Here is a 24529-nt window from a genome sequence, read left to right as displayed (position 1 = left end):
CTCCCGACGGGAGGGCGCGTTCTCAGCCCTCCCCCCTTCGCCCCAGCTCCTCGAGATAGCCCTCCAGCACCCGGTTGGGGGGCGCGCCCTTGCGGGTGATCGCGCTGTAGCGGGTCACGTAGTGGCAGGTGTCCGGCTGCAAGGCGCGCATCCTGCCATCGCTCACCCAGCGTTCGGCATAGTGGGTCGGCAAGTAACCGATATAGCGCCCGGAGAGGATCAGAAAGGCGATTCCCTCGCGATCCGTGGCCGAAGCGGCGGCCTTCAAGGGCTCATGGAACGCCTTGATCTCCGGGCTCTGGGCATAGGCCGGCGTCACAGCATCCGCGCGGGCCAACTGCGCGTCACTCACCGATTCGGCGTCGAACAATGGATGCCCACTCGCGCAGTAGAGCCGCGAGGCCTCCTCGTAGAGCGAGCGGTAATGCAGCCCGGGCAGGGTCTTGAGCTCGGGCACCACGCCGGTATGCAGGCGACCATCGAGCACCGCCAGCTCGATATCGTTGGGCGGTATCATGCGGATGTTGATGCGCACGTCCGGGCCTCGCTCCTTGAGGGCGCTCAAGGCATCGGTGATATGCATCTCCGGCATGGTCACCAGGTTGTCGGTGATGCCGATATTGAGCTCGCCCTTGAGCCAAGCGTGGAGGCCATTGACCCGGGTGCGAAAGCCCTCCGTGGCCGCCAGCAGCTGCAGGGTGGCCTCATAGACCTCGGCGCCCTCGTCGGTCAGGGCGAAACCACTACGGCCCCGCTGGCACAGCCGCAGGCCGATCCGCGTCTCCAGGTCGTTCATCGCCATGCTGATGGCGGCGCGGCTGATGTTCAGCGTCACCTCGGCGGCGGAGAAGCCGCCACACTCGACGACCTTGCGATAGATCCTCATCAGGCGCAGGTCGGCATCGCTGAGCGATCCCGTCAGGGCCTCCTGGCGACGTGCCATGGTGTCTCCTCGCGCGGGAATGTGTCTCCCGCAGACTATGCCGAGACGCGCTGAAAGTTAACCTGATGCTGACATGAAATTAACGATATCTAGATTTAACTTACCGCATCCCTGGACCAGTCTTCATTGACGCAGTCGCCAAGACGACGAGGACAACAGAGGGTATCGCCATGTCAGATCGTTCTCCCCTGCAGGCCGCGGGCCTGACCGCCGCGCAGCTGGATGCCTACTGGATGCCCTACACCGGCAACCGCCAGTTCAAGCGCGACCCGCGGATCATCACCGGCGCGCAAGGTAGCTACTTGACCGACGCCGAGGGTCGCCGGATCTACGATGGCCTCTCCGGCCTGTGGACCTGCGGCGCCGGCCATGGCCGCCCCGAGATCACCGAGGCGGTGAGCCGCCAGCTCGGCGAGCTGGACTACGCCCCGGCCTTCCAGTTCGGCCACCCCAAGGCCTTCGAGCTGGCCCACCGCCTGCGCGAGCTGACACCCCGCGGACTCGATCACGTGTTCTTCACCGGCTCGGGCTCGGAGAGCGCCGATACCGCGCTGAAGATCGCCCGCGCCTACTGGCGCAAGAAGGGCAAGGCGACCAAGACCAAGCTGATCGGCCGCCGCAAGGGCTATCACGGCGTCAACTTCGGCGGCATCAGCCTGGGCGGCATCGGCGCCAACCGCACCCTGTTCGGCCAGGGCGTGGATGCCGACCACCTGCCGCATACCCTGCTCAAGGACAACGCCTTCACCCGCGGCATGCCCGAGCGTGGTGCCGAGCGCGCCGAGGAACTGCTGGAGCTGATCGCGCTGCACGACGCCTCTAACATCGCCGCGGTAATCGTCGAGCCGCTGGCCGGCTCGGCCGGGGTGATCCCCCCGCCGGTGGGCTATCTCAAGCGCCTGCGCGAGATCTGCGACCAACACGAGATCCTGTTGATCTTCGACGAGGTGATCACCGGCTTCGGGCGCATGGGGTCGATGACCGGAGCCGAGGAATTCGGCGTGGTGCCGGACATCATGAACGTCGCCAAGCAGCTGACCAACGGCGCGGTGCCCATGGGCGGGGTCATCGTCAAGGGCGAGATCTACCAGGCCTTCATGGAACAGGGCGGCCCGGACTACATGCTCGAGCTGCCCCATGGCTATACCTATTCGGGCCACCCGGTCGCCTGCGCCGCCGCCCTGGCCTCGCTGGACGTGCTCGAGAACGACCGACTGATCGAGCGCGTGCGCGAGATGGGCCCGATCTTTGAGGACGCCCTGCATGCCCTCAAGGGCACGCGCTACATCAGCGACATCCGCAACTACGGCCTCGCCGGCGCCCTGCAGATCGAGCCCTACCCTAATGAGCCGGCCCGGCGTCCCTATGAGATCGCCATGAAGTGCTGGGACAAGGGCTTCTACGTGCGCTACGGCGGCGACACCATCCAGCTCGGCCTGCCCTTCATCGTCGAGCGCGAGGAGATCGACCGGCTGATCAACGTCCTGGGCGAGGCCATCAACGAGCTGGACTGAACAGGGTAGCCGCCCAGGCAAACAACGCGGGCGTCGAGGACGGGTCAGCCCCGAGCGCCCCCGTCAACGACATCCGCCCGACTGGATTGAAGACTGCAACCTGCAACACTCCATTTGAGAGGACACCCATGACCACGCTTGGCCATCTGATCAACGGCGCCCGTGTCGACCGCGACGGGCGCACCCAGGACATCTACAACCCCTCCACCGGCGAGGTCGCCGGCCAGGTCAGCCTGGCCAGCCAGGCGACCGTCGAGCAGGCCATCGCGGCCGCCCAGGCCGCCTTCCCGGCCTGGCGCGACACGCCGCCCGCCAAGCGGGCGCGCATCATGTACCGCTTCAAGGCGCTGCTGGAACAGCACACCGACGAGATCTGCCGGATGATCGGCCAGGAGCACGGCAAGATCGTCCACGACGCCAAGGGCGAGCTCGCGCGCGGCATCGAGAACGTCGAATACGCCTGCGGCGCCCCGGAACTGCTCAAGGGCGAATACAGCAAGAACACCGGCCCCAGCATCGACTCCTGGAGCGAGTTCCAGCCGCTGGGCGTGGTCGCCGGCATCACGCCGTTCAACTTCCCGGCCATGGTGCCGCTGTGGATGTATCCCATGGCCATCGCCTGCGGCAATACCTTCGTGTTGAAGCCCTCGGAGCGCGACCCGACCGCCACGCTCTTCATCGCCGAGCTGGCGCTGGAGGCCGGCCTGCCCGCCGGGGTGCTGAACGTGGTCAACGGCGACAAGGAGGCCGTCGACACCCTGCTCGACGATGCTCGCGTCCAGGCCGTCAGCTTCGTCGGCTCCACGCCGATCGCCGAAACCATCTACACCCGCGCCAGCGCCAACGGCAAGCGCTGCCAGGCGCTCGGCGGCGCCAAGAACCACGCCATCGTGATGCCGGACGCCGACATGGACAACGTCGTCAACTCGCTGAACGGCGCCGCCTTCGGTTCCTCCGGCGAGCGCTGCATGGCGCTCTCCGTGGCCGTCGCCGTAGGCGACGCGGCCGCCGACGCCCTGATCGCCAAGATGCAATCGCAGATGCAGACCCTCAGGGTCGGCCCCTTCCATGACGCCGAGAACGACTTCGGCCCGGTGATCACCCGAGCCCACCAGGAGAAGGTCTGCGGCTATATCTCCAGCGCCGAGGCCGAGGGCGCCGAGATCGTGGTCGACGGCCGTGGCGTGCAAGTACCGGGCTTCGAGAATGGCTTCTTTGTGGGCGGCACCCTGATCGACCGCGTAACCCCGGACATGACCTGCTATCTGGAGGAGATCTTCGGGCCGGTACTGCTGGTGGTGCGCGTCGACTCCATGGAAGCCGCCATGCAACTGATCGACGACCACGAGTACGGCAACGGCACCTGCATCTACACCCGCGACGGCGAGGCGGCCCGCTACTTCAGCGACCACATCCAGGTGGGCATGGTCGGCATCAACGTGCCGCTGCCAGTGCCGGTGTCCTACCACAGCTTCGGCGGCTGGAAGCGCTCGCTGTTCGGTGACCTCTCCGCCTACGGCCCGGATGCGGTGCGCTTCTACACCAAGCGCAAGACCGTCACCCAGCGCTGGCCGTCGGCTGGAGTGCGCGAGGGGGCGCAGTTCTCCTTCCCCTCCTGAGGGATCGCGACCCCGCCTCGGCGGGGTCGACGCCAACTCGACAACATCAACAACAAGCATGGGAGAAAACGATGTTTGGCTTACCCGTATCCACCACCTGGCTGGTCGTCGGCGCCCCGGCGTTCTGGCTGCTCTATACCCTGGGCTTCCTCTGGGTGACCCGCAACTGGCCCGGCCTCAACCACCCGAAGGACGACGCCTGACGCGAGGCGCTCGATCGCCGCGGATCTCTCACGACGACGGCACACAACAACAACCTGGGTGCAAGGAGAAAGGTGTGAACACGACGGTATTACTGTTTCTGGGACTCTACTTCCTCGCCATGCTGGCAGTGGGGGTGATCTCCATGCGGCGAGGCGGCTCCAGCAGCATGGAAGGCTACTACCTCAGCGGGCGCAACGTCGGCCCGCTGGTCACCGCCATGACCATGCAATCCACCTCAATGAGCGGCTACATGTTCCTCGGGGCCGGCTCCCTGGGCTATACCCAGGGGTACTACGGGTTCTGGTATGCCGCCGGTGACATCGGCGGCGGCGTGGTCAATCTCTCGGTGCTCGGACGCCGGATGCGCAAGCTCTCCCAGATCATGGGCGCACTGACCTCCATCGAGTACCTCGAGAAGCGCTACCCCAGCAAGTGGATCCGGCTGATCGCCGCCGGGCTCTCCGTCTTCCTGCTGGGGGCCTACGTGCTGGCCCAGTTCATCGCCGGCGGCAAGGGCCTGGAGCTGGTGACCGGCCTGCCCTACGAACTCGCGCTGGCCATCGCCGTGTCGGTCATCCTTGCCTACACCCTGATGGGCGGCTACGGCGCGGTGGCCTACACCGACCTGGTGCAGAGCTTCGTGATGATCATCGGCATCATCTGGATCCTCGTCGCCACCCTGCAGGAGGTCGGCGGCCTGACCGCCGCCAACCAAGCACTGGCGGCGCTGGACCCGACGCTGCTCAGCGTCTGGGGCCGCGACCTCGCCTACGAAGGACAGTGGGGCATCGTGATGGGGGCGCTGTTGATCTTCTCGATCGGCTACATGGGCTGGCCCCACGTGGTGACCCGCCACATGGCGATGCGCAACCCCTTCCACGCCCGCCGTGCCGGCGTCTACTCCACGCTCTGGAACCTGGTCTTCGTCAGCGCCCCCTATATCCTCGGTACCCTGGCGATCCTGGTGCTCCCGGAGCTCGACGATCCCGAGCAGGCTATCTTCGCCCTGGCCCAGGCCCTGCTGCCTGCCGCGGTGGTGGGCATCGTGATGGCCGCGATCATGGCGGCGATCATGTCCACGGCCGACTCGATCCTGCTGCAGACCGGCAGCATCGCCGCCCGCGACCTCTACGAGCGCTTCATCAATCCGAACATGGAAGAGAAGCAGATGGTGCGGGTCTCCCAGGGCATCGTGCTGCTGCTGGGCCTGGCCTGCGGGATCGTGGCGCTGTTCGAGCCGCCGGCGGTCTTCTCCATCGTCGTCTTCACCACCTCGGTGCTGGGCAGCGCCTTCCTGCCGTCCTACGTCGCCGCCGTGTGGTGGAGAAAGGCCAATACGCCGGGCGCTCTGACCTCGATGATCGTCGGCACCCTGGTGGCTTTCGGCTGGCAGTACCTGGCGTTGGACCAGGTGACGGGCCTGCATCCGATGCTGGCCGGCGTGGTCCTCTCCAGCCTGTCGATGGTCGTGGTCAGCCTGCTCACCCAGGCCAGCCACCCGGTGCCCGAGCATGTCCTGCAGGCGATGGCCGAGACCGCCGAGCTTCGCCCCTTGCCACGCCCGCTCAAGGCCCAGCAGAGCTTCGAGATGGCCCACGAGGCGCTGACCCTCAAGACCCAGGAGCGCACGACATGATCGCGACCCGCGACGAGGCCGCCCGCCCCTCGGTCGCCCAGGAGGAGGCCTGGCTGCACGCCCGGCTGCCCCAAGATGGCCTGGCGCGGCGGTTGACGACGATCGATCCCGCCCTGAGCCTAGGCGAGGTGCGGGCCGTCGGCTTCCCCTACCTGCTCTGTCTGTACCGCTGGGAGACGCGCCGCCTCGGGCGGCAGCGCCAGGAGTGGATGAGTTGCCTGGTGGACCGCTGCCAGGGCGTCAGCACCACCTGCGAGGGGATCGAATTCGGCGAGCCGCTGGCCACGGCCGACCTCCCCCACGCCGCACTCGACACGCCGCCACTGGAGCGCAAGGCGCGCCAGCACGTCATGCAGGTGCGCCGCCACCGCCTGAAGCGGCGAAGCGCCACGGGCCTCGAGCTTGCGCGCTGCGACACCGTGCGCAAGCCGCTGTGGCGCGTCACCGCCCACCATGCCCGGCACGGCGAGCTCGAGCTGCTGATCGACGCCCTCAACGGCGGTTACTACCTGCTGTAAGGGGCGCTTCCGGCGCCCCGTTGTCCCTCGCCTCTCCTCCACCCCGCCCAACCCATTACGCCCAACCTAGAGCGTCAAGCCGTCGTGGGCGACCTCGACCCCGGCCGGCAGCGCCAGGCCGCCCGCCATCAGCTCGGCATCGAGCTCGTGGCCGATGTGGGTCAGGTAGGCCTGCGGCGCCCCCAGGCGTTCGAGGATCTGCAGTGCCAGGCTCAGGTCGTTATGGTTGCTCGGCGCCGGGTGAGTCGAGGGGTGGGTGGCATCGAGCACCACCACGTCGGGCGCCCAGTCGCGCAGGAAGCGCTCGGTCTCGCCGGGCAGGCCCAGCGTGTCGGTGAGATAAGCCAGCCGGGCGTCGCCGTCATCCAAGCAGAACCCCAGGGTCGGCTTGCTGTGATTGAGTGGCACCGGCGTCACCGTCAGGCCCCCGAGCTCGAGCGCCCGGAAGGGCTTGAGGCCCGGTCGGAAATCGAGGATCCCGGCGTTGCGGTAAAGATCCGCGCAGCCCTGGGCATCCTTGGGGCCATGCACCGGGATCGATTCGCCGGTGCCCCAGCGCAGATGGAAGAGCCCCTGGACGTGGTCGGCATGGTAGTGGGTCAGCAGGATGGCCGCGGGGCGCTCGGCCTCGCAGCTTTCGGCCAGGTCCATGCGTCCGGCGTCGAGCAAGTAGCGCCGTCCGTCGAGCCGCACCTCGGCGCAGCAGGGCCCACGGCGATGGCTGCTCAGCACCCTGGCCCGGGCACAGGCCGGGCAATCGCAGCCGAAGCGCGGTACCTGGGCGCTGTCGCCGCTGCCCACGAAACGAAAGTTCATGCCCGGCACTCCTCATCGAGCAACGCACGCAACCCGGACAACGTCTCGGCCAGCGTGCCGCCATTGTCGACCCGGGCCACCTCGGGCAGCGCCGCGGCCAGTTCGCGGTGACGTGCCAGCCGCGCGGCGATTGCGGCCTCGTCCTCGCGGCCACGCTGCCGAAGTCGCGCCGCGATCGCCGCCTCCGGGGCGGTGACCAGCACCGGCAGCAGGGCATCCCCGAAGCGCGCACGGGCGTCGGGCAAGGCCCGGCGGCTGCCGTTGACCAGCACCGCCCGACCGCGGGATAGCCAGGCCTCGAGCTCGATGCCGAGCCCATAGTCCAGGCCATGGGCCCGCCAGGTCAGGCAGAAGAGTCCCGACCGTCGACGCGAGGCGAACTCCGCGGCGCTGAGCGCCACGGAATTCTCGGACGCCCCGCTGTCGCGGGTCACGTAACGGTGCGCCACCAACCAATCGGGATGTCGAGCCCGGGCGGCGTCGAGCAGGGAATCCTTGCCCACGCCGCTGGCCCCCATCACATAGACCAGGCGACCCATCAGTGCACCTGCCTGCCGGCGCTCCACACCCGCTGCACCAGGGGGTGGCCGTCGACCCGGCGCACCCTCAGCAGGTCGGCGCGCAGCCCCTCGGCCAGCCGGCCCCGGTCGGCGAGGCCCACGGCCTCTGCCGGTTGGCGGGTCGCGGTGGCCACGGCGCGGGCCAATGAGTAGCCGCCCGGCATGTCGGCGATGCGGAAGACCGCGTCGAGCAACGCCGCCGGATAGTAGTCCGAGGAGAGGATGTCGAGCACGCCGAGGCATACCAGCTCGGCGGCGGCGATGTTGCCGGAGTGCGAGCCGCCGCGCACCACGTTGGGAGCGCCCATCATCACCGCCATGCCCTGGCGGTGAGAGGCCTCGGCGGCCTCATGGGTGGTCGGGAACTCGGCCACCCGGGTGCCGTACTCACGGCTCTCCGCCACGTGAGCGACGGTGGCGTCATCGTGGCTGGCGAGCGCCAGGCCCAGCGCCCGGCTGCGCTCGGCGATGGCACGGCGGTGCTCGCCGCTGTAGCGCTCGCTGTTGGACAACTGCTTGGCGATGAAGGCCTCCAGGGCCCGGTCGTCGAGGCTGTACTTGCCCTGGTAGTAGGTGCGATAGGCATCGAGGCTAGCGAACTGGCGCTGCCCGGGGGCATGGTCCATCAGCGAGACCAGGCCCAACAGCGGGGTATCGGCCAGCGCCTCGAAGCGCGTCAGGGTCTCCGGGTGGCTGACCTCGCAACGCAGGTGCAGGCGATGGTCGACCCGGGCCAGGCCATCGTCGACGATGCCCCCCAGGGCGTCGACCATCTCGTGCAGCGCCCCGTGGCGCATGCTCTGCTCGTCCACGTCGCCGATCGACACCGCATCGAACACCGTGGTGATGCCGCTGGCGGCCATCTGGGCATCGTGGGCCAGGGCCGCCTGGCGCCCCGGCCAGGCCACCCTAGGCCGGGGCTGGAAGTACTTCTCCATGTTATCGGTGTGCAGCTCGATGAGCCCCGGCAACAGGTAGTCGCCGGCGCAGTCGATGGCCGCGGTGGAGCGGCTCGGGCCGTCGTCGACGGCGGCGATGAGGCCATCGCGGATCGCCAGGCTGCCGGTCACGACCTCGTCGTCGAGCACCAGGCGAGCGTTGGTCAGGATCTGTTCGGGAGCGGTCATCACGGCATCTCCGGGGCATCGGTCAGGGGGGCGCTGGCGCGGGCCAGCATATGGCGGTCCAGGGGCAGCAGGCGGTCGGCGACCCGCTCGCGCACGTCCTCGTCGTGGAAGATACCGAGCATGGCGGTGCCGCGGGCCTTGGCCTCGCGGATCAGCTCGACGACCACGTCACGATTGGCGGCGTCCAGCGAGGCGGTGGGCTCGTCGAGCAGCAACAGCGGGTGCTCGGCGATGAAGCCCCGGGCGATGTTGACCCGCTGTTGCTCGCCGCCGGAGAAGGTGCCCGGAGGCAGCGACCACAACCGCTCGGGCAGGTTGAGTCGGGCCAGCAAGGCCTCGGCCCGGGGGCGGGCCTCGGCGGGGTCGACGCCGCGAGCCAGCAGCGGCTCCATCACCACCTCCACCGTGGGTACCCGGGGCACCACGCGCAGGAACTGGCTGACGTAGCCAACCACCTCGCGACGCAGCGCCGGCCAGGCCTGGGCTGGCAGGTCGGCGAGCTCCAGCTCACCGTCCTCGAAGTGCAGTCTCAGCCGTCCACCGGAGACCCGGTAGCTGCCGTGGAGCATCTTCAGCAGGGTGCTCTTGCCGATACCGCTGCGCCCGGCCAGCACCAGGCACTCGCCGGGGGCGAGGGTCAGCGATAGATCGTGCATCACCTCCAGGCGCATCCCGCCTTGGCCGTGGATCACGAAGGTCTTGTCGAGCGATTCGACGCTCAGGAAGGGTTGGTTCATGGCGGTCATCTCGAACTCCTCAGGGCGTCAGCACCGACGACACCAGCAGCTGGGTGTAGGCGTGCTGCGGGTCGTCGAGGATCTGGTCGGTCAGGCCGGCTTCCACCACCCGGCCGCGGCGCATCACCATCAGCCGGTCGGCGAGCAGCCGTGCCACCGCCAGGTCGTGGGTCACCAGCACCACAGACAACCCCAGCTCGCGGACCAGGGTGCGCAGCATGTCGAGCAGCCGCGCCTGCACCGAGACGTCCAGGCCCCCGGTGGGCTCGTCCATGAACACCAGCCGCGGCCGGGTGACCAGGGTGCGGGCGATTTGCAGGCGCTGCTGCATGCCGCCGGAGAAGTGTTGGGGGGCGTCGTCGATGCGCCCCGGATCGAGCTCGACCCGGCCCATCCAGTCCTGGCCGGCGGCCCGCAACTGGCCGTAGTGGCGCTCGCCCAGGGCCATCAGCCGCTCGCCGATATTGGCGCCGGCGGATACGCCGAGGCGCAGGCCGTCGCGGGGGTTCTGGTGGACCAGTCCCCACTCCATGCGCAGCAGGGCGCGGCGTCGGGCCTCACCGATGGCGTAGAGGTCGAGCTCGCCGTCTTGAGCCGCCCCGTCGTGGCCTCGGTCGACGGAGGAGTGATAGATGACCCGGCCGGCATCAGGCGTCTCCATACCGGACAGGGTGCGCAGCAGGGTCGACTTTCCGGACCCCGACTCGCCGACGATGCCTAGCACCTCGCCCTCGTGCAGGCGGAAGTCGATGCCCTCGCAGCCCTTGCCGGGCCCATAGAGCCGGGTGACGTCGCGGGCCTCCAACAGGCCAGGGCGCTCCAGTTGCGGACGCTTCATGCCACTTCCTCCTGACGACGCTGGCAGTAGTCGGTATCCGAGCAGACGAACATGCGCCCGCCCTGGTCATCGGTGATCACCTCGTCGAGGAAACTGTCCCGGGCGCCGCACAGCGCACAGGATTCGCCCCACTCCTGGACCTCGAAGGGATGGTCCTCGAAGTCCAGGCTCTCGACCCGGGTGTGGGGAGGAATAGCGTATAGACGCTTCTCGCGCCCGGCACCGAACAGCATCAGCGCATCACTCATGTGCAGCTTGGGGTTGTCGAACTTGGGGATCGGCGAGGGGTCGGCCACGTAGCGGCCGTCGACCTTCACCGGGTAGGCGTAGGTGGTGGCGATGTGGCCATGACGAGCGATGTCCTCGTAGAGCTTGACGTGCATCACCCCGTACTCCTCCAGGGCGTGCATCACTCGGGTCTCCTCCTCGCTCGGCTCGATGAAGCGCAGCGGCTCGGGGATCGGCACCTGGAAGACCAGGATCTGGCCGGCCGCAAGCGGCGTCTCTGGGATCCGGTGGCGGGTCTGGATGACGTCAGCCTCGGTGGTGGCGGTGGTGGTATCGACACCGGCCACGCGCTCGAAGAAGGCGCGGATGCTCACCGCATTGGTGGTGTCGTCGGCCCCCTGGTCGATCACCTTGAGCACGTCGTCCTGGCCGAGGATGCTGGCGGTCAGCTGCATGCCGCCGGTGCCCCAGCCGTAGGGCATGGGCATCTCACGGCCGCCGAAGGGCACCTGGTAGCCGGGAATGGCCACCGCCTTGAGCAGGCCGCGACGGATCATGCGCTTGGTCTGTTCGTCGAGATAGGCGAAGTTATAACCGTTCATGGGGCCACCTGCTCGGTTTCTCTAGAGGCCTGGGGGGCCGCCGGTGCCGGTTCCTTGCTTCCGTCATCGGTCGCCTGGCCTCCCCCCTCGGCGTCGTCGGTTGGGGGCTGGGCGTGGGCACGACGCAGCCGGCGGAGCAGCTCCAGTTCGGACTGGAAGTCCACGTAGTGAGGCAGCTTGAGGTGAGAGACGAAGCCCGCAGCCTCGACGCTGTCGGCATGCGCCAGCACGAACTCGGGCTGCTGGGCGGGGCTCGCCACCGGCTCGCCCAGCTCCTCGGCGCGCAGCGCCCGGTCGACCAGCGCCATGGCCATGGTCTTGCGCTCATTGCGGCCGAACGCCAGGCCGTAGCCGCGGGTGAACTGGGGGGCCAGCTCACGGGAGCCGGCGAACTGGTTGATCATCTGGCACTCGCTGACCGCGATCTCGCCGATGCACACCGGCGCATCGCACTCCTCCACGGCGATCTCCACCTCCAGCATGCCGATGCGGATCTCGCCGGCGAAGGGATGGTTGCGGCCATAGCCGCGCTGGGTCGAATAGCTCAGCGCCAGCAAGTAACCCTCGTCGCCCCGGGCCAGCATCTGCAGGCGGGTGGCGCGATCGACCGGGAAGTCGGGCGGGTCCCGGGTGATGTCGTAGGGCGCGGCACCGTCATCGGTCTCGCGTTCGATCAGTCCCTCGGCGTCAAGCTGGTCAAGGATCGGCGGGCAGGCCTCGAGGGCCTGCTCGGTACGCGCCGGCGCGGGCACTTCGCCATCGGCCAGTTGCAGGAAGTCCAGCAGCCGATGGGTGTAGTCGTAGGTCGGGCCGAGCACCTGGCCACCGGGAACGTCCTTGTAGGTGGCGCTGACACGCCGCTCGAGCCGTATGGCACCGGTGTCCAGCGGCAGCGTCTCGGCCAGCCGCGGCAGTGTGGTGCGATAGGCACGCAGCAGGAACACCGCCTCGACCAGGTCGCCGCTGGCCTGCTTGAGGGCCAGAGCGGCGAGCTCGGGATCAAAGAGCGAGGCCTCGGCCATCACCCGGTCCACGGCCAGGTTCATCTGATCGGCGAGTTGGGCCACCGAGAGCTCGTCCCGGTCACGGTCGCCGCGGCGGCGATCCGCCAGCCAGCGGTGGGCGTTGGCGATGGCCTGCTCGCCGCCTTTCACTGCGACGTACATGCGCGATCCTCCTCGGGGGTAGCGGAAACGGAAGCCTCGATGCGTGTGCTGCGGGGAATCGCCACCAGACGCTCGCCACAGCCGAGGATGGCGTCCAGCCCGCGCGGGAAACGGACCTGGTTGGCGGCCAGGCGCGTCATCAACGGCGTCGCCTCGCCCACGTCCAGGTCTCTAGAATCGGGGATGCCAGGCCCGGCCAGCCGCCAGTGACCGCCCTCGGCCAGGGTGTCGAGAACCACCAGCAGGGTGGACCCTCGGTCGGGGTAGGCGTCGCTGCCCTCGGCGAAGGCCGGGGTGGAATCTCGGCCTGGACCAGCCAGCACGCCCGGGGTGACCAGGGCGAAGTCGGCCTCGTCGGGTGCCGAGGCCAGCCGGCAGCCGGTGTGGAAGGTCACCGCATCGGCCAGGCCGCCGGCCTCGAGGCCCGGGGCGATCCACAGCGAGGTGTCCAGGTCGCACAGCGACAGCAGGGTCGCCCACAGGGCCGGGGCGATGGCCGCGTCCTCGGGCACCGCCGGGGCGGCGGCGTCATGCAGGGTGCCCGGCTCGGCCATGGCCGCGAGCACCTGCCGGAAGTGGCGTTGCCCGTCCTGGACGGGATCGGAAAAGGCTTGCCAGCGCATCGTCATTCGCCTCGTACCATCGTGAAGAAGTCCACCCGGGTCGCCGCCGCGGTGCGCGAGTCCTGCTCGCGGGCCGCGTCCAGTTCCCGGGCCAGGGGGCCCATCAGCTCGGCGTCGATGCGCTCGGCCCACTCGGGGCGATGGGCACAGGCGTCGACCAGGGCGATCAGTTCGGCATGGCGATGGTCACGGCCGGCCACCCAGCCGTGGCCCAGCGGGGCGCCATCGTCGAGCACCACGCTGGCCCGGCTCAGGGTCATCTCGCCGAGGTTGAAGGCGTTGCCGGTACCGCCCATGCGGCCTCGCACCATGGCCATGCCGGTCTCGGGGCCACGCACGCAGCGGTGGTCCACGGGGAGGGCCAGCTCGGCCCAGCCTTCTTCCAAGCGTTCGCGGGAGGTCAGGGCCAGCAGGCGCTGACGCTGGGTCGGGGTCTGGGGCAGATGGGTCTGATTCATGGGAACACCTCGTCGGGGTCCGTCAGGGAGTGATCGAAGTCGATGTGATAGGCCAGGCGGTCGGCCCGGGCGCGGCCGACCGAGACCTCCACCAGGCGGCCGGCCGCGTCGACGTTGTCGCTGGTCAGCGCCATCAGCGGCGCCCGGTGGGGGCACTGCAACAGGCGACTGTCCTCGGGGTCGGCCGAGAACGCCTCGAGGCGCACCCGGCGACGCTGCAGGCGCAGGCCGTAGTGCCGCTCGAGTAGCACCCGGGTGGAGCCGCCGCGATAACGGTCGACCCAGCCCGGCACCCGCGCCGGATCGAACCAATGGCGCAGCCGCAGCAACGGGGAGCCGTCGACCCGGCGCAGCGTCTCCACGCAGAGCAGGGGCTCGCCGGCGGCTCGGGCGAAGCGCCGGGCGATCGCATCGGGCGCCTCGTCGAGCCCCTGGTTCAGGCAGCGGGTCTCGGTGGCCAGGCCCTGCTCAGCCAGGTTGTGGGTGACCTTGCTAGCGGCGTTGACGGCGTAGTCCAGGCGGCGGTCGACGACCTGAGTGCCAAGTCCCTGGTGGCGGGTGACCATGCCGGCGGCAACCAGCTCGTCCAGGGCCCGGCGCACGGTGTGGCGATTGACGGCGAAGCGCGTGGCCAGCCGGGATTCGGCGGGCAGCAGGTCGCCAGGGCCGTAGTCGGTGCGCACCTCCCGGGCCAGGGTGTCGGCCAGGGTGCGGTAGCGGGGCGGGGGGGCGCCGGTCGCGGAACGTTGTCTAGACATCTCGCCTCCTGGCAAGACGCTTCCCTAGAAGCGTCGGCAATCGGGTCAGATGAAGCGCTTGCGCACGCGCTGGGAGGCCATGTCGAGCAGGGTCACCGCGACGATGATCACCAGCATGATGGTGGCCGTTTCCTGGTACTGGAAACCGCGCATGGTTTCCCATAGCGCCACGCCGATGCCGCCGCCACCGACCATGCCGAGCACGGTGGCCGAGCGGATGTTGGACTCGAAGCGATACAGGCTCACCGAGATCCACAACGGCAGCACCTGGGGGATCAGCCCGAAGATGATCTCCTCGATGCGCCCCGCGCCGGTGACCCGGATACCCTCCATGGGGCCGGCCTCACTGGCCTCCACGGCCTCGGAGAACAGCTTGGCGAGCACGCCGGTGGTGTGGATGAACAGCGCCAGGGTGCCGGCGAAGGGCCCCAGCCCCACCGCGACCACGAACAGCATGGCGAACACCAGCTCGTTGATGGCGCGGCAGGCGTCCATCAGCCGACGCATCGGATGATGGACCCACCAGGGCGTGAGGTTCTCGGAGGACAGCAGGCTGGCCGGTATCGCCACCAGCACCGCCAGCAGGGTGCCCCAGATGGCGATCTGCACGGTGACCAGCATCTGATCGACGTAGTGCCCCAGGTTGCCGAGGGCCAGTGGGAAGAAATCACCGGCCAGGTCGGCCATGTTGTCGGCGTTGGTGACCAGCAGGCCGGGCCGCATCTCGGCGCCCTGCCAGGCCCAGGAAAGCACGCCCAAGGCGACCGCCCAGCCCAGCAGCGTGGTCCAGCCGCGCTTGCCGGCCGCAGCGGTATCGAGGGTGGAAGATTGACTCATGGTACTTGGCTCCAGAGGGAGGGGCGGCTCGCCCCTCCCGCTCCTGTGGATCGGCTCAGCTGGCCTGGGCGGTGGCCTCGGTCTCAACCGCCTCGAGGCGGGCATTCAGCTCGTCTAGCCGCGCGTCGAGATCGGCCAGTTCGGCCTCACGCTCGGCGACGGACAGGCTCTCGTCGGCCTCGACCTGGGCGCGTTGCTTGAACAGCTCGAGCTGGCGGATGGGCAACAGCTGATCGTTGCTGGACATCGCGAAGCCGGACCACTGCAGCGGCTCGAGAACCGCCTGCTCGGCCTCGGTCTCGCCGTAGGCATAGAAGAAGTCGCGCAACTCGTCCTTGAGCTCGCCGGACAGGTTCTCGCGCCATACCAGCGGGTCGGAGGGGATCAGCGGCGACTGCCAGATCACCTTGATCTGCTCGGCCTTGTCCGGATGAATCTCTTCCAGACGCTCCATTCCCTCGGTGTTGAAGGTGGCGACGTCCACCTGGCCGTTGGCCACCGACAGGGCGTTGGTCTCGTGGCTGGAGTTAAGGGTGCGCTTGAAGGCGCGGGCGGGATCGACGCCGTTCTGAGCGAAGACGTAGTAGCCCGGCACCAGGAAGCCGGAGGTGGAATTGGGGTCGCCGTTGCCGAACACCAGCTCGGAGGCTTGGGCCAGCACGTCCTCGACGCTCTCCAGTTCGCTGTCCTGCTGGGTGATCATCAAGCTCCAGTAACCCGGGGCGCCGTTGGCGGCCACGGTCTGGGCAAATATCTCGCCGCCGGCGCGGTCCACGGCCTCCATGGCGGACTTGTTGCCGTACCAGGCCACATCGATCTGGTCGAAGCGCATGGCCTGGATGACCGCGGCATAGTCGGTGGCGAAGAAGGGCTCGACCTCACGCTCCAGGGCCTCGGACAGATCCTCCAGGAAGGGGACCCAGAGCGGCGCCTGGTTCTGGCTCGACTCGGTGGAGATGATGCCGAACTTGAGCGGTTCCTCGGCGACGACGAAGGGGCTGGCGGCCAGGCTGGCGGCGGCGACCAGCGGCAGGGTCAGGCGACGGAAGGATGTGAACGACATGGGTATATCCTCGGTGATGAAGCCTTGCGGGAATCAGCCCAGAGCGCCGACGGGCGCCGCCAGGTCGATGCTCGGGGTACGGGTCCTGAGCTCATCGAGCCCGGCATTTTCGTAGAGCGAGGTGAGGCGGGTATCGGTGAGCTCGCCGATGGGGCCATCGAAGTAGAGGCGCCCTCCCTTGAGGGCGATGGCGCGCCGACAGAAGCTCCGGGCGACCTCCACCTGATGCAGAGTGACCACCACGGTGCGGCCGTCTTCGACGTTGATACGCTCGAGGATCTGCATCACCTCCCGGGCGCTGCGCGGGTCCAGCGAGGCGATAGGTTCGTCGGCCAGGATGACGTCGGTGTCCTGCATCAGCACCCGAGCGATGGCGACCCGCTGCATCTGGCCGCCGGACAGGGTGTTGGCGCGTTGATCGGCCAGCGCCTCCAGGCCCACTCGAGCCAGGGCGCGGCGCGCCATGGCGCGCTCCTCGGGCGTGAAGCGGCCGAGCAGGGCACGCCCCCGGGGCATGCAACCCAGGCGGCCGATCAGCACGTTGGTAAGCACGCTCAGGCGTCCCACCAGGTTGAACTGCTGGAAGATGTAGCCGGTACGGCAACGCTGCTGGCGGGAGGCCCGGGCGAGACGGCCCGCGGCCTGGACCTCGCAGCCCTGCAGCCGGACGCGGCTGGCGCCGCGTCTATCGCCCCGGGTGAGGCCGATCAGGTGGCGCAGCAGGGTGGATTTTCCGGAACCGGAGGGCCCGATCAGAGCGACCATCTCGCCGGCATGAATCGTGAAATCGATGTCGCGCAGCACGGGATACTGCCCGAAGGTCTTGCTCAGCCGCTCGACAACGATACTGGGAATCGACATGACGCCTCTCCTCTTGGAATGGCATCAGTGTCGCGGCTCAAGATGAAGGGGACTTGTCTAGACAATGTCGATACGGTGACATTGTGCGGCACCCGGCCCGGCGCCACCCGCCTCTTTCGGTCAGAAAGTCGTTCAAAATCATAAGGGTAGGGGATTCCGCCTTAAGCCCGTCACCTGGCCGACACCCGAGTGTCACAATCGAGGCGGCAACGGGCCATGGCGATCGCCTGCCAGAAGGCCCCGACCCTGACGCGAGCTTCGGCAGCGATCCGGGCGGCCTCGGGATCAGCCCTCGTCGGTCAGACGTCGCGCCCGGGCCTTGCGTGCCTTGTTGCGCCGGTAGCGTCGCACCACGGCGATCCACAGCGCGGCCACCACCATCGCGGCCAGGACGCCGCCCTGCCAGGGGCGAGCGGCATCACCCATGACGGTTTCCAGGGTCAGAATGAGGATGAAGCCCAGGGCCTGGCTGGTGATCGCCAGGGCTCGCAGGGTATCGAAGGACGGTCGTGTCATGAATGCTCCCGCTGGCAGCCTGCCGGGCGTGACGCCGAACGCTCGGACCGGCAGGTTGCTGGATGACAGCCCCGCCCACCGACAGTAGGCTTGGCGCAGAGAATCCGCTCAGTTTACCCGGTCCGGCGCCACGCGCCGACCCCGTTCCGAGAGACCCCGCCACGCCATGGACGCCATCGCTCTGGGGCCCGTACTGGTCCCTCTATCGCGCCTCTATGCCCTCGCCTGCGCCCTGCTGTTGCTCGCCGCCAGCGCCTGGCTGCTGGGCCTGCCCCGCGGTCGCCATACCCGCTGGTTCAATGGGCTGATCATCGCCTGGATCGTGGGCGCTCGGCTCGCTCACGTGGCCTTGAACCTGCCCGCCTACCAGGCGGACCCGCTGGACGCACTGAAGTTCTGGCTGCCGGGCTATCACGCCCCGTTCGGCCTCGCCGCGGCACTGGCCTGGAGCGCCTGGCAGCTGCGCGATCGCCTGGGCATCATGCTCCGCGCCCTGGGCCTCACCCTGGGAGCCGCGCTGCTGTGGCTCGGGCTGATGAGCTGGTCGCCGCTGGGCAGCGGCATGACGCCCCGCGCCCTGCCCGAGCTGAGCCTCGAGAACCTGGAGGGCGAGACCGTCGACCTGGCCGATCTCACCGGCCAGACCCTCATCGTCAACCTGTGGGCGACCTGGTGCCCACCCTGCCGGCGCGAACTGCCGCTGCTCGCCGAGGCCGACGCCCGCGACGATGTCACCGTGGTGATCGCCAATCAGGGCGAGGACCTGCTGCCGGTGGCGCGCTACCTCGACGCCCGAGGGCTCGAGTTCGAACATCCCCTGCTCGACCCGCGCCAATCGCTGATGGTGGAAAGCGATGCCCCGGGGCTGCCTACCACCCTGTTGTTCGACGCCGAGGGCCGCACCCGCGAGCGCCACGTCGGCGAGCTGACCCGAGCCACGCTGGACGACTGGCTGGGCGACGAGTGATCGACACGCCCAAACCTCGGGAAGGCCCTTAAGCCGCGCCGGGGATTGCTGTAATATACCGCGCCCTGTCGTCGACGGCCGGGCGTGGCCAGCGGCGCAAGACCCGATTCCTAGCATCCCCGAGGCACCATGAGCGACTTCTCTCCCGGTCAGCGCTGGATCAGCGATGGCGAGGCCGAACTCGGCCTGGGCACCATCCTCAACTGCGACGCCCGCAGCGTCACCGTCCTCTTCGGCGCCAGCCAGGAAACCCGGACGTACAGCACCCAGCATGCCCCTCTGACCCGGGTGATCTTCGGCAGCGGCGACCGCATCCAGAGCACCGAGGGCTGGCAGATGACCGTCGACGACAGCAAGGTGTCGCGCGGCCTGATCGCCTACATCGGCGAAGACGACCAGGGAGAGGTCTGCGAGCTGCCCGAGGCCCGGCTGGCCGACACCATGCGCTTCGACCAGGCGCGCGACCGCCTGCTGACCGGCCAGGTGGACCGCAACGACTGGTTCGACCTGCGTTTCCGCACCCTGCATCACCATCATCGCGTCGAGCAGAATCCGGCGCTGGGCCTGGCCGGCCCGCGTATCGACCTGATCCCCCATCAGCTCTACATCGCCGACGAGGTCGCCCGCCGCCAGGCCCCCAGGGTGCTGCTGGCCGACGAGGTGGGGCTCGGCAAGACCATCGAGGCCGGCCTGATCCTGCACCGCCTGCTGATCAGCGGCCGCGCCGAGCGCGCGCTGATCCTGGTGCCGGCCAGCCTCACCCACCAGTGGCTGGTGGAACTGCTGCGCCGCTTCTCGCTGGAGGTCACCCTGCTCGACGAGCAGCAGAGCCAGGCCCAGGGCGACGGCAACCCCTTCGAGGCCGGCCAGCTGGTGCTGGCAAGCCAGGACTGGCTGTTCGCCAATCCCCATCGCCAGACCCAGGCCGAGGCCGTCGACTGGGACCTGCTGATCGCCGACGAGGCCCATCACCTGGAATGGAGCGAGGACGAGGTCGGCCCCGGCTACGCCTGCGTGGAGCGCCTGGCCGCCGCCGTGCCCGGCATGCTGCTGCTGACCGCCACCCCGGAACAGATGGGCCAGGCCAGCCACTTCGCCCGGCTGCGCCTGCTCGACCCTGACCGCTATCACAGCCTGGCGGCCTTCCAGGAGGAAGAGCGCCACTACGTCGAGGTCGCCAACGCCATCGACGCCCTGGAGCGCCTGCCCGGCGACGGCGCCGACCGCGACGCCGTCGCCGGAGTCAGCGATGACCCCGACAGCGCGGCGCTGCTCGCCACCCTGGCCGATGCCGAGAGCGACGCCGACCAGCAAGCCTCCGCCCGCGACCAGCTGCGCGACCAGCTACTCGATCGCCACGGCACCGGCCGGGTGATGTTCCGCAACAGCCGTCGCCATGTCGGCGGCTTTCCCGAACGCCGCCTGCATGTCGATCGCCTCGAGCTGCCCTCCGCCTATCGCCGGGTGCTGCGCCGCCTGGCCCGCGACGAGGACTATCTCGATGAGCTGCTGATCGAGACCGGTCTCGATCACCCCGAAGTGCTGGTCTACCTCGACACCATGTACCAGGCGCTGGCCGACGACCCGCTCAACGCCGAGCCCTGGTGGCAGATCGACCCTCGTGTGACCTGGCTGCTCGAGCGCCTCACCGAGCTCGGCGACGACAAGATCCTGGTCATCGCCCACGACCGTGAGACCGCCCAGGGGCTGGCCGACGGCCTGCGGGTACTGGGTGGCGTGCATGCCCCGGTGTTCCACGAGGACCTGTCGCTGGTCGAGCGCGACCGCGCCGCCGCGGCCTTCGCCGATGACGAGGAGGGCTGCCAGGTGCTGGTGTGCTCGGAGATCGGCTCCGAAGGCCGCAACTTCCAGTTCTGTCGGCACCTGGTGATGTTCGACCTGCCGCTGCACCCGGACCAGCTCGAACAGCGCATCGGCCGGCTCGACCGCATCGGCCAGCGCCATGCCATCGAGCTGCATGTCCCGGTGTTCGCCCAGAGCCCCGGCGAGCAGCTGCTGCGCTGGTACCAGGAGGGCATGCAGGCCTTCGGCGCCCCCCATGGCCTGGGTGGCGAGCTGTTCGACGCCTTCGGCGACGCCCTGGCCGACGCCCTGCTCGACGAAGAAAGCCTGAACGAGGTCATCGAGGAGACCCGGACGCTGTTCGACCGACGCATGGCCGAACGCGATGCCGGACGCAACCGCCTGCTCGAGCTCAATGCCTGCCGCCCCGAACGCGCCGAGGGCACCATCGCCTCGATCCGTGAGCTGGACGAGGACCGCGCCCTGCGCCGCTACATCGATCAGGCGCTGGACATCTTCGGCGTCGACGCCGACGACCTGGGCGGCGACATCCAGCACCTGAAGCCCGGCCCGCAGATGCTCGACGGCCTGCCCGGGCTGGTGAAGGGCGAGGACGGTTTCTCGGCGACCTTCTCGAGGGAGCGCGCCCTGGCCCGCGACGACATCCAGCGCCTCTCCTGGGAGCACCCGCTGACCCGCGAGATGATGGGCCGCATCATCGACGGCACCATGGGCAACACCGCGCTCGCGCTGCTCAAGCATCCCTCGATCCCCGGCGGCCGACTGATGGCCGAGCTGGTGTTCCGCACCCACTGCCCGGCCCCCAAGCGGCTGCATCTCAACCGCTTCCTGCCGCCCACCGCGGTACGCGTGCTGATCGACGAGTCCGGCGCCAACCTCTCCGCCAAGGTCTCCTTCACCGGGCTCTCCAAGAACCTGCAGAAGGTCAAGAAGGCGGTGGCCCGCGACCTGATCAAGGATCGCCACAAGCAACTCCGCGAACTGATCGAGCACGCCGAGAGCGAGGCCGAGCGCGAATTGCCGAGCATCGTCGAGGCGGGCCAGACCCGCATGCGCGAGTCACTGGACGCCGAGCTGACCCGCCTCGAGGCCCTCGCTCGTCGCAACCCCGCGGTGCGCGAGGACGAACTGACCGCGCTGCGCGAGGAGCGCGCCGCCCTGGATGCCGCCATCGATGGCACCCGGCTGCGCCTGGATGCGATACGCGTGATCGTCACCATCGACGAAAACTCTCGCTAGGCACATCTCCCGCTAGGCACATCGCGCCGACGAGACCTGTCGCCCCCTGCCATGCCCGCCGGGGCTGATCCGGCGACAGGTCTCCGAGGGGCATCATGAGCCCGCCCATGGGCGCGACCCTGGCCCTGCGACGCGCTCGCCTCCTGCTCCGCTGGCGGGGCGGGGCGGGTACCGGCCACCCTTAGGACGGCCCGTTCGACGTCAACAGAGAGCCCCGCCGGCAGCGTGCCGACGGGGCTATGAGACTCGAGCGAGGCGACAAACATCCGGAGGATGGCCCCGGAGGGGTGAGGAACCGGGGGTTCCGAGCCGACCGGTGTGTCGCCTGCTACATGAGGATCTTGAGTACCGCCGACGGCCAGGATCGCCCGGTGCGTTCCCGACGAACCTGCGCACTTGCTGCGCCCCTGCGGGGCGTCGAGCGCAGCCATGATTCCGTGCTTTCCTAGCCGAGGATATCGGTCAAGGCATCCTCCAGGGTCGGGAAGCGGAAGGCGAAGCCCGACGCCTCCAGACGCGCCGGGCGCATGTCGGCGCCGGTCAGCAACAGCCGCGACATCTCACCGAAGCCGAGTTCCAGCGCCTTGGCGGGCACCGGCAGCAACGCCGGACGATGCAGGTGGCGGGCCAGCAGACGGGTGAAGACGGCGTTGCTGACCGGATGCGGAGCGCTGCCGTTGAAGGGCCCGTCCAGGTCATCGCGCTCGAGCAGCCACAGGATGGCGCTCACCAGGTCCTGGCGGTGCACCCAGGGCATGAACTGGCGACCATCGCCGAAACGCCCGCCGAGCCCCAACTTGAAGGGCGGCAGCATGCGCTGCAGCACGCCGCCCCCGGCGTCCAGCACCAGCCCCAGGCGCAGGATCGCCAGCCGGGTGCCGTGGGCCGTCACGTCTTGCGCGGCCTCCTCCCAGCGCCGACACAGGCGATGGGCGAACTCATCGTGGGGCGACGTCTGCTCGGTGACCGGCCCCTCTAGCTGCGCCCCGTAATAGCCCATGGCCGAGGCCGACACCATCACCGCGGGCGCATGCCCCTGGGTCGCCTCGAGCTGCTCGCAGAGCCGAACCAAATCACGCGTGGCCTCGAGCCGCGACTCGAGCAGCCGCGCCTTCTGCGCCTCACTCCAGCGCTTGCCGGCGATCGGCTCCCCGGCCAGGTTGACCAGCGCCTGCGGCGGCCTGTCGACGAAATCCAGCGCCGAATGCCGCACGTCCACGCCTTCCGGCAGGCGGATGCGCGCCTGCTCGGGATGGCGCGAAACCACCTGTACCCGGTGCCCGCCGGCGATCAGCCGACGGCACAGGGCCTCGCCGACGAAGCCGCTACCACCGGAGATCAATATGCGCATAAGACGACTCCCTGAACGCTCGTCGATGGGTGTTATACAGCGTTTGTACACCTCTGCTAGTCTAGCGGCAAACTCGCGGCGTCGCCCCGCGCGATGCCAACGGCACGACGCCGCATCGACCGGAGAGCCCCGACATGCAAGACGCCCTGATCCTGATGGCCCATGGCTCCAGCGACCCCCACTGGCGCGCGCCCTTCGAACGCCTCGCCGAACGCCTGAGCGAACGGCTCTCCACACCACTGCGACTGGCCTACATGGAGATCTGCGCGCCCTCGCTGGAAGCGACCGTGGCGGCGCTGGCGGCCGAGGGTGTCAATCGCGCCGAGATCCTGCCCCTGTTCTTCGCCGCCGGCCGCCATCTTCGCCAGGACGTGCCCGCCCAGGTCGAGGCCCTCGGCGAAGCCCATCCCGAGCTGCAGCTGACGCTATTACCGCCGGTGGGCGAACACCCGGCCTTCGTCGAGGCGCTGGCGGCGGTCGTCGCCGAGCGCGCCGGCGAACACGACTGAACCCGTGTTGTACGTCGGTCTGTTTTTGTACAAAATTGGCGCGCGACGAGAGGCTCCGTCCCCGTCTACCGCCCCACCATCGAGGCAGAGGCCCGCATGAGCGATCAGGCGAACCATCCGGCCGCGGCGCCGCTCTATCCGATCCGCGAAGTCTCGCGCCTGACCGGCGTCAACGCCGTGACCCTGCGCGCCTGGGAGCGCCGCTATGGGCTGCTCCAGCCCCAGCGCACGCCCAAGGGCCACCGCCTCTACGCCAAGGACGACATCACCCGGGTAGAACACATCCTGCAATGGCTCAACCGCGGGGTGCCGGTCAGCCAGGTCCGCGAGCTCCTCGAGCAACCCGAGCCCGTGGATGCCCCGCCGCCGGCCGCCGGCGACTGGCCACACCAGCGCCAGCAGCTGATCCAGGCCGTCGAGGCGCTGGATACCGCGTGCCTGGAGACGCTGTTCAATCAGGCCCTCGCGCTCTACCCGGTGGCCACCTGCCTCGACGAACTCTGGCAGCCGGTGCTGCGCGAGCTGGAGGAACGTTGGGACAACCGCCTGGGGGCCGAGCTGCAGCGCCGCGCGCTGGAGTCTTTCCTGCGCACCCGCATCGGCACCCGGCTGTATCACACCAATGCCCGTGCCACCGGCGCCACGCTGCTGATCCTGCCACTGCCCGATGACGGCCCGTTATGGGGGCTACTCGCCGTCCTGGCCGCCGCCGACCGCGGCTACCGAGTGGAATGGTTGGACGCCCCGCTGCCGACTCAGGAGCTGCCGCTGGCGGTGGAGCGCTTCCATGCCCAGGCCTTGCTGCTGGCCAGCGGCCGCGCCGAACGGGCCGACCTGGTGCGCCGCCAGCTGCCGCGTCTGGCCGACCAGCTCCAGGTGCCGGTCGCGTTGTGCGGGCCGGTGGCACGCATTCGCGCGAGCGATCTCGCGGCCTCCGCCGTCGAGCTGCTCGGCGATGACCTGGCCCAGTCCATGACGCGCCTGCACTCCTTGACCCACGCCACCTGAACGGAGG

Annotated in this window: 25 protein-coding genes; 9 read left to right on the top strand and 16 right to left on the bottom strand. The window is 69.0% G+C overall.

What is annotated here, in order from left to right:
• Nucleotides 1–22 precede the first annotated feature (22 nt).
• A complete protein-coding gene (locus tag ETC07_RS11725) occupies nt 23–943 on the bottom strand; it encodes a LysR family transcriptional regulator (RefSeq protein WP_136248707.1) in 921 nt (306 codons plus the stop codon).
• A 170-nt stretch (nt 944–1113) separates the two neighbouring features.
• Here ETC07_RS11725 and aptA point away from each other — a divergent pair, with 170 nt between their 5' ends.
• The 5 genes from aptA (at nt 1114) to ETC07_RS11705 (ending at nt 6434) form a co-directional block, all read left to right on the top strand.
• Entirely contained in the window at nt 1114–2457 is a 1344-nt protein-coding gene (gene aptA, locus ETC07_RS11720) for an omega-aminotransferase AptA (protein ID WP_136248706.1), read from the top strand.
• Between the two features lie 128 nt (nt 2458–2585).
• A complete protein-coding gene (locus ETC07_RS11715) occupies nt 2586–4076 on the top strand; it encodes a CoA-acylating methylmalonate-semialdehyde dehydrogenase (protein WP_136248705.1) in 1491 nt (496 codons plus the stop codon).
• Nucleotides 4077–4147: 71 nt separating this feature from the next.
• Complete coding sequence (locus tag ETC07_RS16000) at nt 4148–4279, top strand: hypothetical protein (RefSeq protein WP_276605509.1); 132 nt, start codon at nt 4148–4150, stop codon at nt 4277–4279.
• A 74-nt stretch (nt 4280–4353) separates the two neighbouring features.
• On the top strand, nt 4354–5916 hold the full coding sequence (locus ETC07_RS11710; RefSeq protein WP_205742546.1) for a sodium/proline symporter: 1563 nt from the start codon (nt 4354–4356) through the stop codon (nt 5914–5916).
• Nucleotides 5913–6434, top strand: a complete 522-nt coding sequence (locus ETC07_RS11705; RefSeq protein ID WP_136248704.1) for a hypothetical protein — start codon at nt 5913–5915, stop codon at nt 6432–6434. The genes ETC07_RS11710 and ETC07_RS11705 overlap by 4 nt, the downstream gene beginning before the upstream one ends.
• Before the next feature lie 66 nt (nt 6435–6500).
• Here the strand turns inward: ETC07_RS11705 and phnP are convergent, their stop codons facing one another.
• From phnP to ETC07_RS11635, 14 genes are all read right to left on the bottom strand, one after another.
• Nucleotides 6501–7250, bottom strand: a complete 750-nt coding sequence (phnP, locus tag ETC07_RS11700) for a phosphonate metabolism protein PhnP (RefSeq protein ID WP_136248703.1) — start codon at nt 7248–7250, stop codon at nt 6501–6503.
• Nucleotides 7247–7789 carry a ribose 1,5-bisphosphokinase gene (phnN, locus tag ETC07_RS11695; RefSeq protein ID WP_136248702.1) on the bottom strand — a complete coding sequence of 181 codons (543 nt, stop codon included), beginning with the start codon at nt 7787–7789 and terminating at the stop codon, nt 7247–7249. The genes phnP and phnN overlap by 4 nt, the downstream gene beginning before the upstream one ends.
• Nucleotides 7789–8937: an alpha-D-ribose 1-methylphosphonate 5-triphosphate diphosphatase gene (locus tag ETC07_RS11690; RefSeq protein WP_136248701.1), complete on the bottom strand. Its 1149-nt coding sequence runs from the start codon at nt 8935–8937 to the stop codon at nt 7789–7791. The genes phnN and ETC07_RS11690 overlap by 1 nt, the downstream gene beginning before the upstream one ends.
• Nucleotides 8937–9683, bottom strand: coding sequence for a phosphonate C-P lyase system protein PhnL (gene phnL / locus ETC07_RS11685; protein ID WP_136248700.1), 747 nt, complete (start codon nt 9681–9683; stop codon nt 8937–8939). Before phnL ends, ETC07_RS11690 begins: the two co-directional genes overlap by 1 nt.
• 10 nt (nt 9684–9693) lie before the next feature.
• Complete coding sequence (phnK, locus tag ETC07_RS11680) at nt 9694–10512, bottom strand: phosphonate C-P lyase system protein PhnK (protein ID WP_136248699.1); 819 nt, start codon at nt 10510–10512, stop codon at nt 9694–9696.
• Nucleotides 10509–11342, bottom strand: coding sequence for an alpha-D-ribose 1-methylphosphonate 5-phosphate C-P-lyase PhnJ (locus tag ETC07_RS11675; RefSeq protein WP_136248698.1), 834 nt, complete (start codon nt 11340–11342; stop codon nt 10509–10511). The genes phnK and ETC07_RS11675 overlap by 4 nt, the downstream gene beginning before the upstream one ends.
• On the bottom strand, nt 11339–12508 hold the full coding sequence (locus tag ETC07_RS11670; RefSeq protein ID WP_136248697.1) for a carbon-phosphorus lyase complex subunit: 1170 nt from the start codon (nt 12506–12508) through the stop codon (nt 11339–11341). Before ETC07_RS11670 ends, ETC07_RS11675 begins: the two co-directional genes overlap by 4 nt.
• Nucleotides 12493–13131 (bottom strand): phosphonate C-P lyase system protein PhnH, encoded by a 639-nt coding sequence (phnH, locus tag ETC07_RS11665; protein ID WP_136248696.1) that lies wholly within the window; start codon nt 13129–13131, stop codon nt 12493–12495. The genes ETC07_RS11670 and phnH overlap by 16 nt, the downstream gene beginning before the upstream one ends.
• A 2-nt stretch (nt 13132–13133) precedes the next feature.
• The gene (gene phnG / locus ETC07_RS11660) at nt 13134–13589 is read right to left on the bottom strand and encodes a phosphonate C-P lyase system protein PhnG (RefSeq protein ID WP_136248695.1); all 456 of its coding nucleotides are present in this window, start codon (nt 13587–13589) and stop codon (nt 13134–13136) included.
• Nucleotides 13586–14347 carry a phosphonate metabolism transcriptional regulator PhnF gene (gene phnF, locus ETC07_RS11655; RefSeq protein ID WP_136248694.1) on the bottom strand — a complete coding sequence of 254 codons (762 nt, stop codon included), beginning with the start codon at nt 14345–14347 and terminating at the stop codon, nt 13586–13588. Before phnF ends, phnG begins: the two co-directional genes overlap by 4 nt.
• Before the next feature lie 45 nt (nt 14348–14392).
• Nucleotides 14393–15184, bottom strand: coding sequence for a phosphonate ABC transporter, permease protein PhnE (gene phnE, locus ETC07_RS11650; RefSeq protein WP_136248693.1), 792 nt, complete (start codon nt 15182–15184; stop codon nt 14393–14395).
• 55 nt (nt 15185–15239) lie between these two features.
• Entirely contained in the window at nt 15240–16247 is a 1008-nt protein-coding gene (gene phnD, locus ETC07_RS11645; protein WP_136248692.1) for a phosphonate ABC transporter substrate-binding protein, read from the bottom strand.
• A 33-nt stretch (nt 16248–16280) separates the two neighbouring features.
• On the bottom strand, nt 16281–17108 hold the full coding sequence (phnC, locus tag ETC07_RS11640) for a phosphonate ABC transporter ATP-binding protein (protein ID WP_136248691.1): 828 nt from the start codon (nt 17106–17108) through the stop codon (nt 16281–16283).
• Between the two features lie 285 nt (nt 17109–17393).
• Nucleotides 17394–17624: a hypothetical protein gene (locus ETC07_RS11635; protein ID WP_136248690.1), complete on the bottom strand. Its 231-nt coding sequence runs from the start codon at nt 17622–17624 to the stop codon at nt 17394–17396.
• A gap of 166 nt (nt 17625–17790) precedes the next feature.
• On the opposite strand from ETC07_RS11635, the gene ETC07_RS11630 reads away from it, so the two are divergent.
• Nucleotides 17791–18591, top strand: a complete 801-nt coding sequence (locus tag ETC07_RS11630) for a TlpA family protein disulfide reductase (protein WP_136248689.1) — start codon at nt 17791–17793, stop codon at nt 18589–18591.
• A gap of 129 nt (nt 18592–18720) precedes the next feature.
• Entirely contained in the window at nt 18721–21654 is a 2934-nt protein-coding gene (gene rapA, locus ETC07_RS11625; RefSeq protein ID WP_136248688.1) for an RNA polymerase-associated protein RapA, read from the top strand.
• A 445-nt stretch (nt 21655–22099) separates the two neighbouring features.
• Here the strand turns inward: rapA and ETC07_RS11620 are convergent, their stop codons facing one another.
• Entirely contained in the window at nt 22100–23005 is a 906-nt protein-coding gene (locus ETC07_RS11620) for a TIGR01777 family oxidoreductase (protein ID WP_136248687.1), read from the bottom strand.
• 134 nt (nt 23006–23139) lie between these two features.
• Between ETC07_RS11620 and ETC07_RS11615 the strand changes: the two genes are divergently transcribed.
• Nucleotides 23140–23514, top strand: coding sequence for a sirohydrochlorin chelatase (locus ETC07_RS11615; protein ID WP_136248686.1), 375 nt, complete (start codon nt 23140–23142; stop codon nt 23512–23514).
• A gap of 96 nt (nt 23515–23610) precedes the next feature.
• Nucleotides 23611–24522, top strand: coding sequence for a MerR family transcriptional regulator (locus ETC07_RS11610; protein WP_136248685.1), 912 nt, complete (start codon nt 23611–23613; stop codon nt 24520–24522).
• Nucleotides 24523–24529: the final 7 nt, after the last annotated feature.

It is taken from the genome of Halomonas borealis (genome assembly GCF_004798905.1).
Taxonomy (GTDB): domain Bacteria; phylum Pseudomonadota; class Gammaproteobacteria; order Pseudomonadales; family Halomonadaceae; genus Halomonas; species Halomonas borealis.
This window is presented reverse-complemented; position numbering and strand designations above follow the sequence as displayed.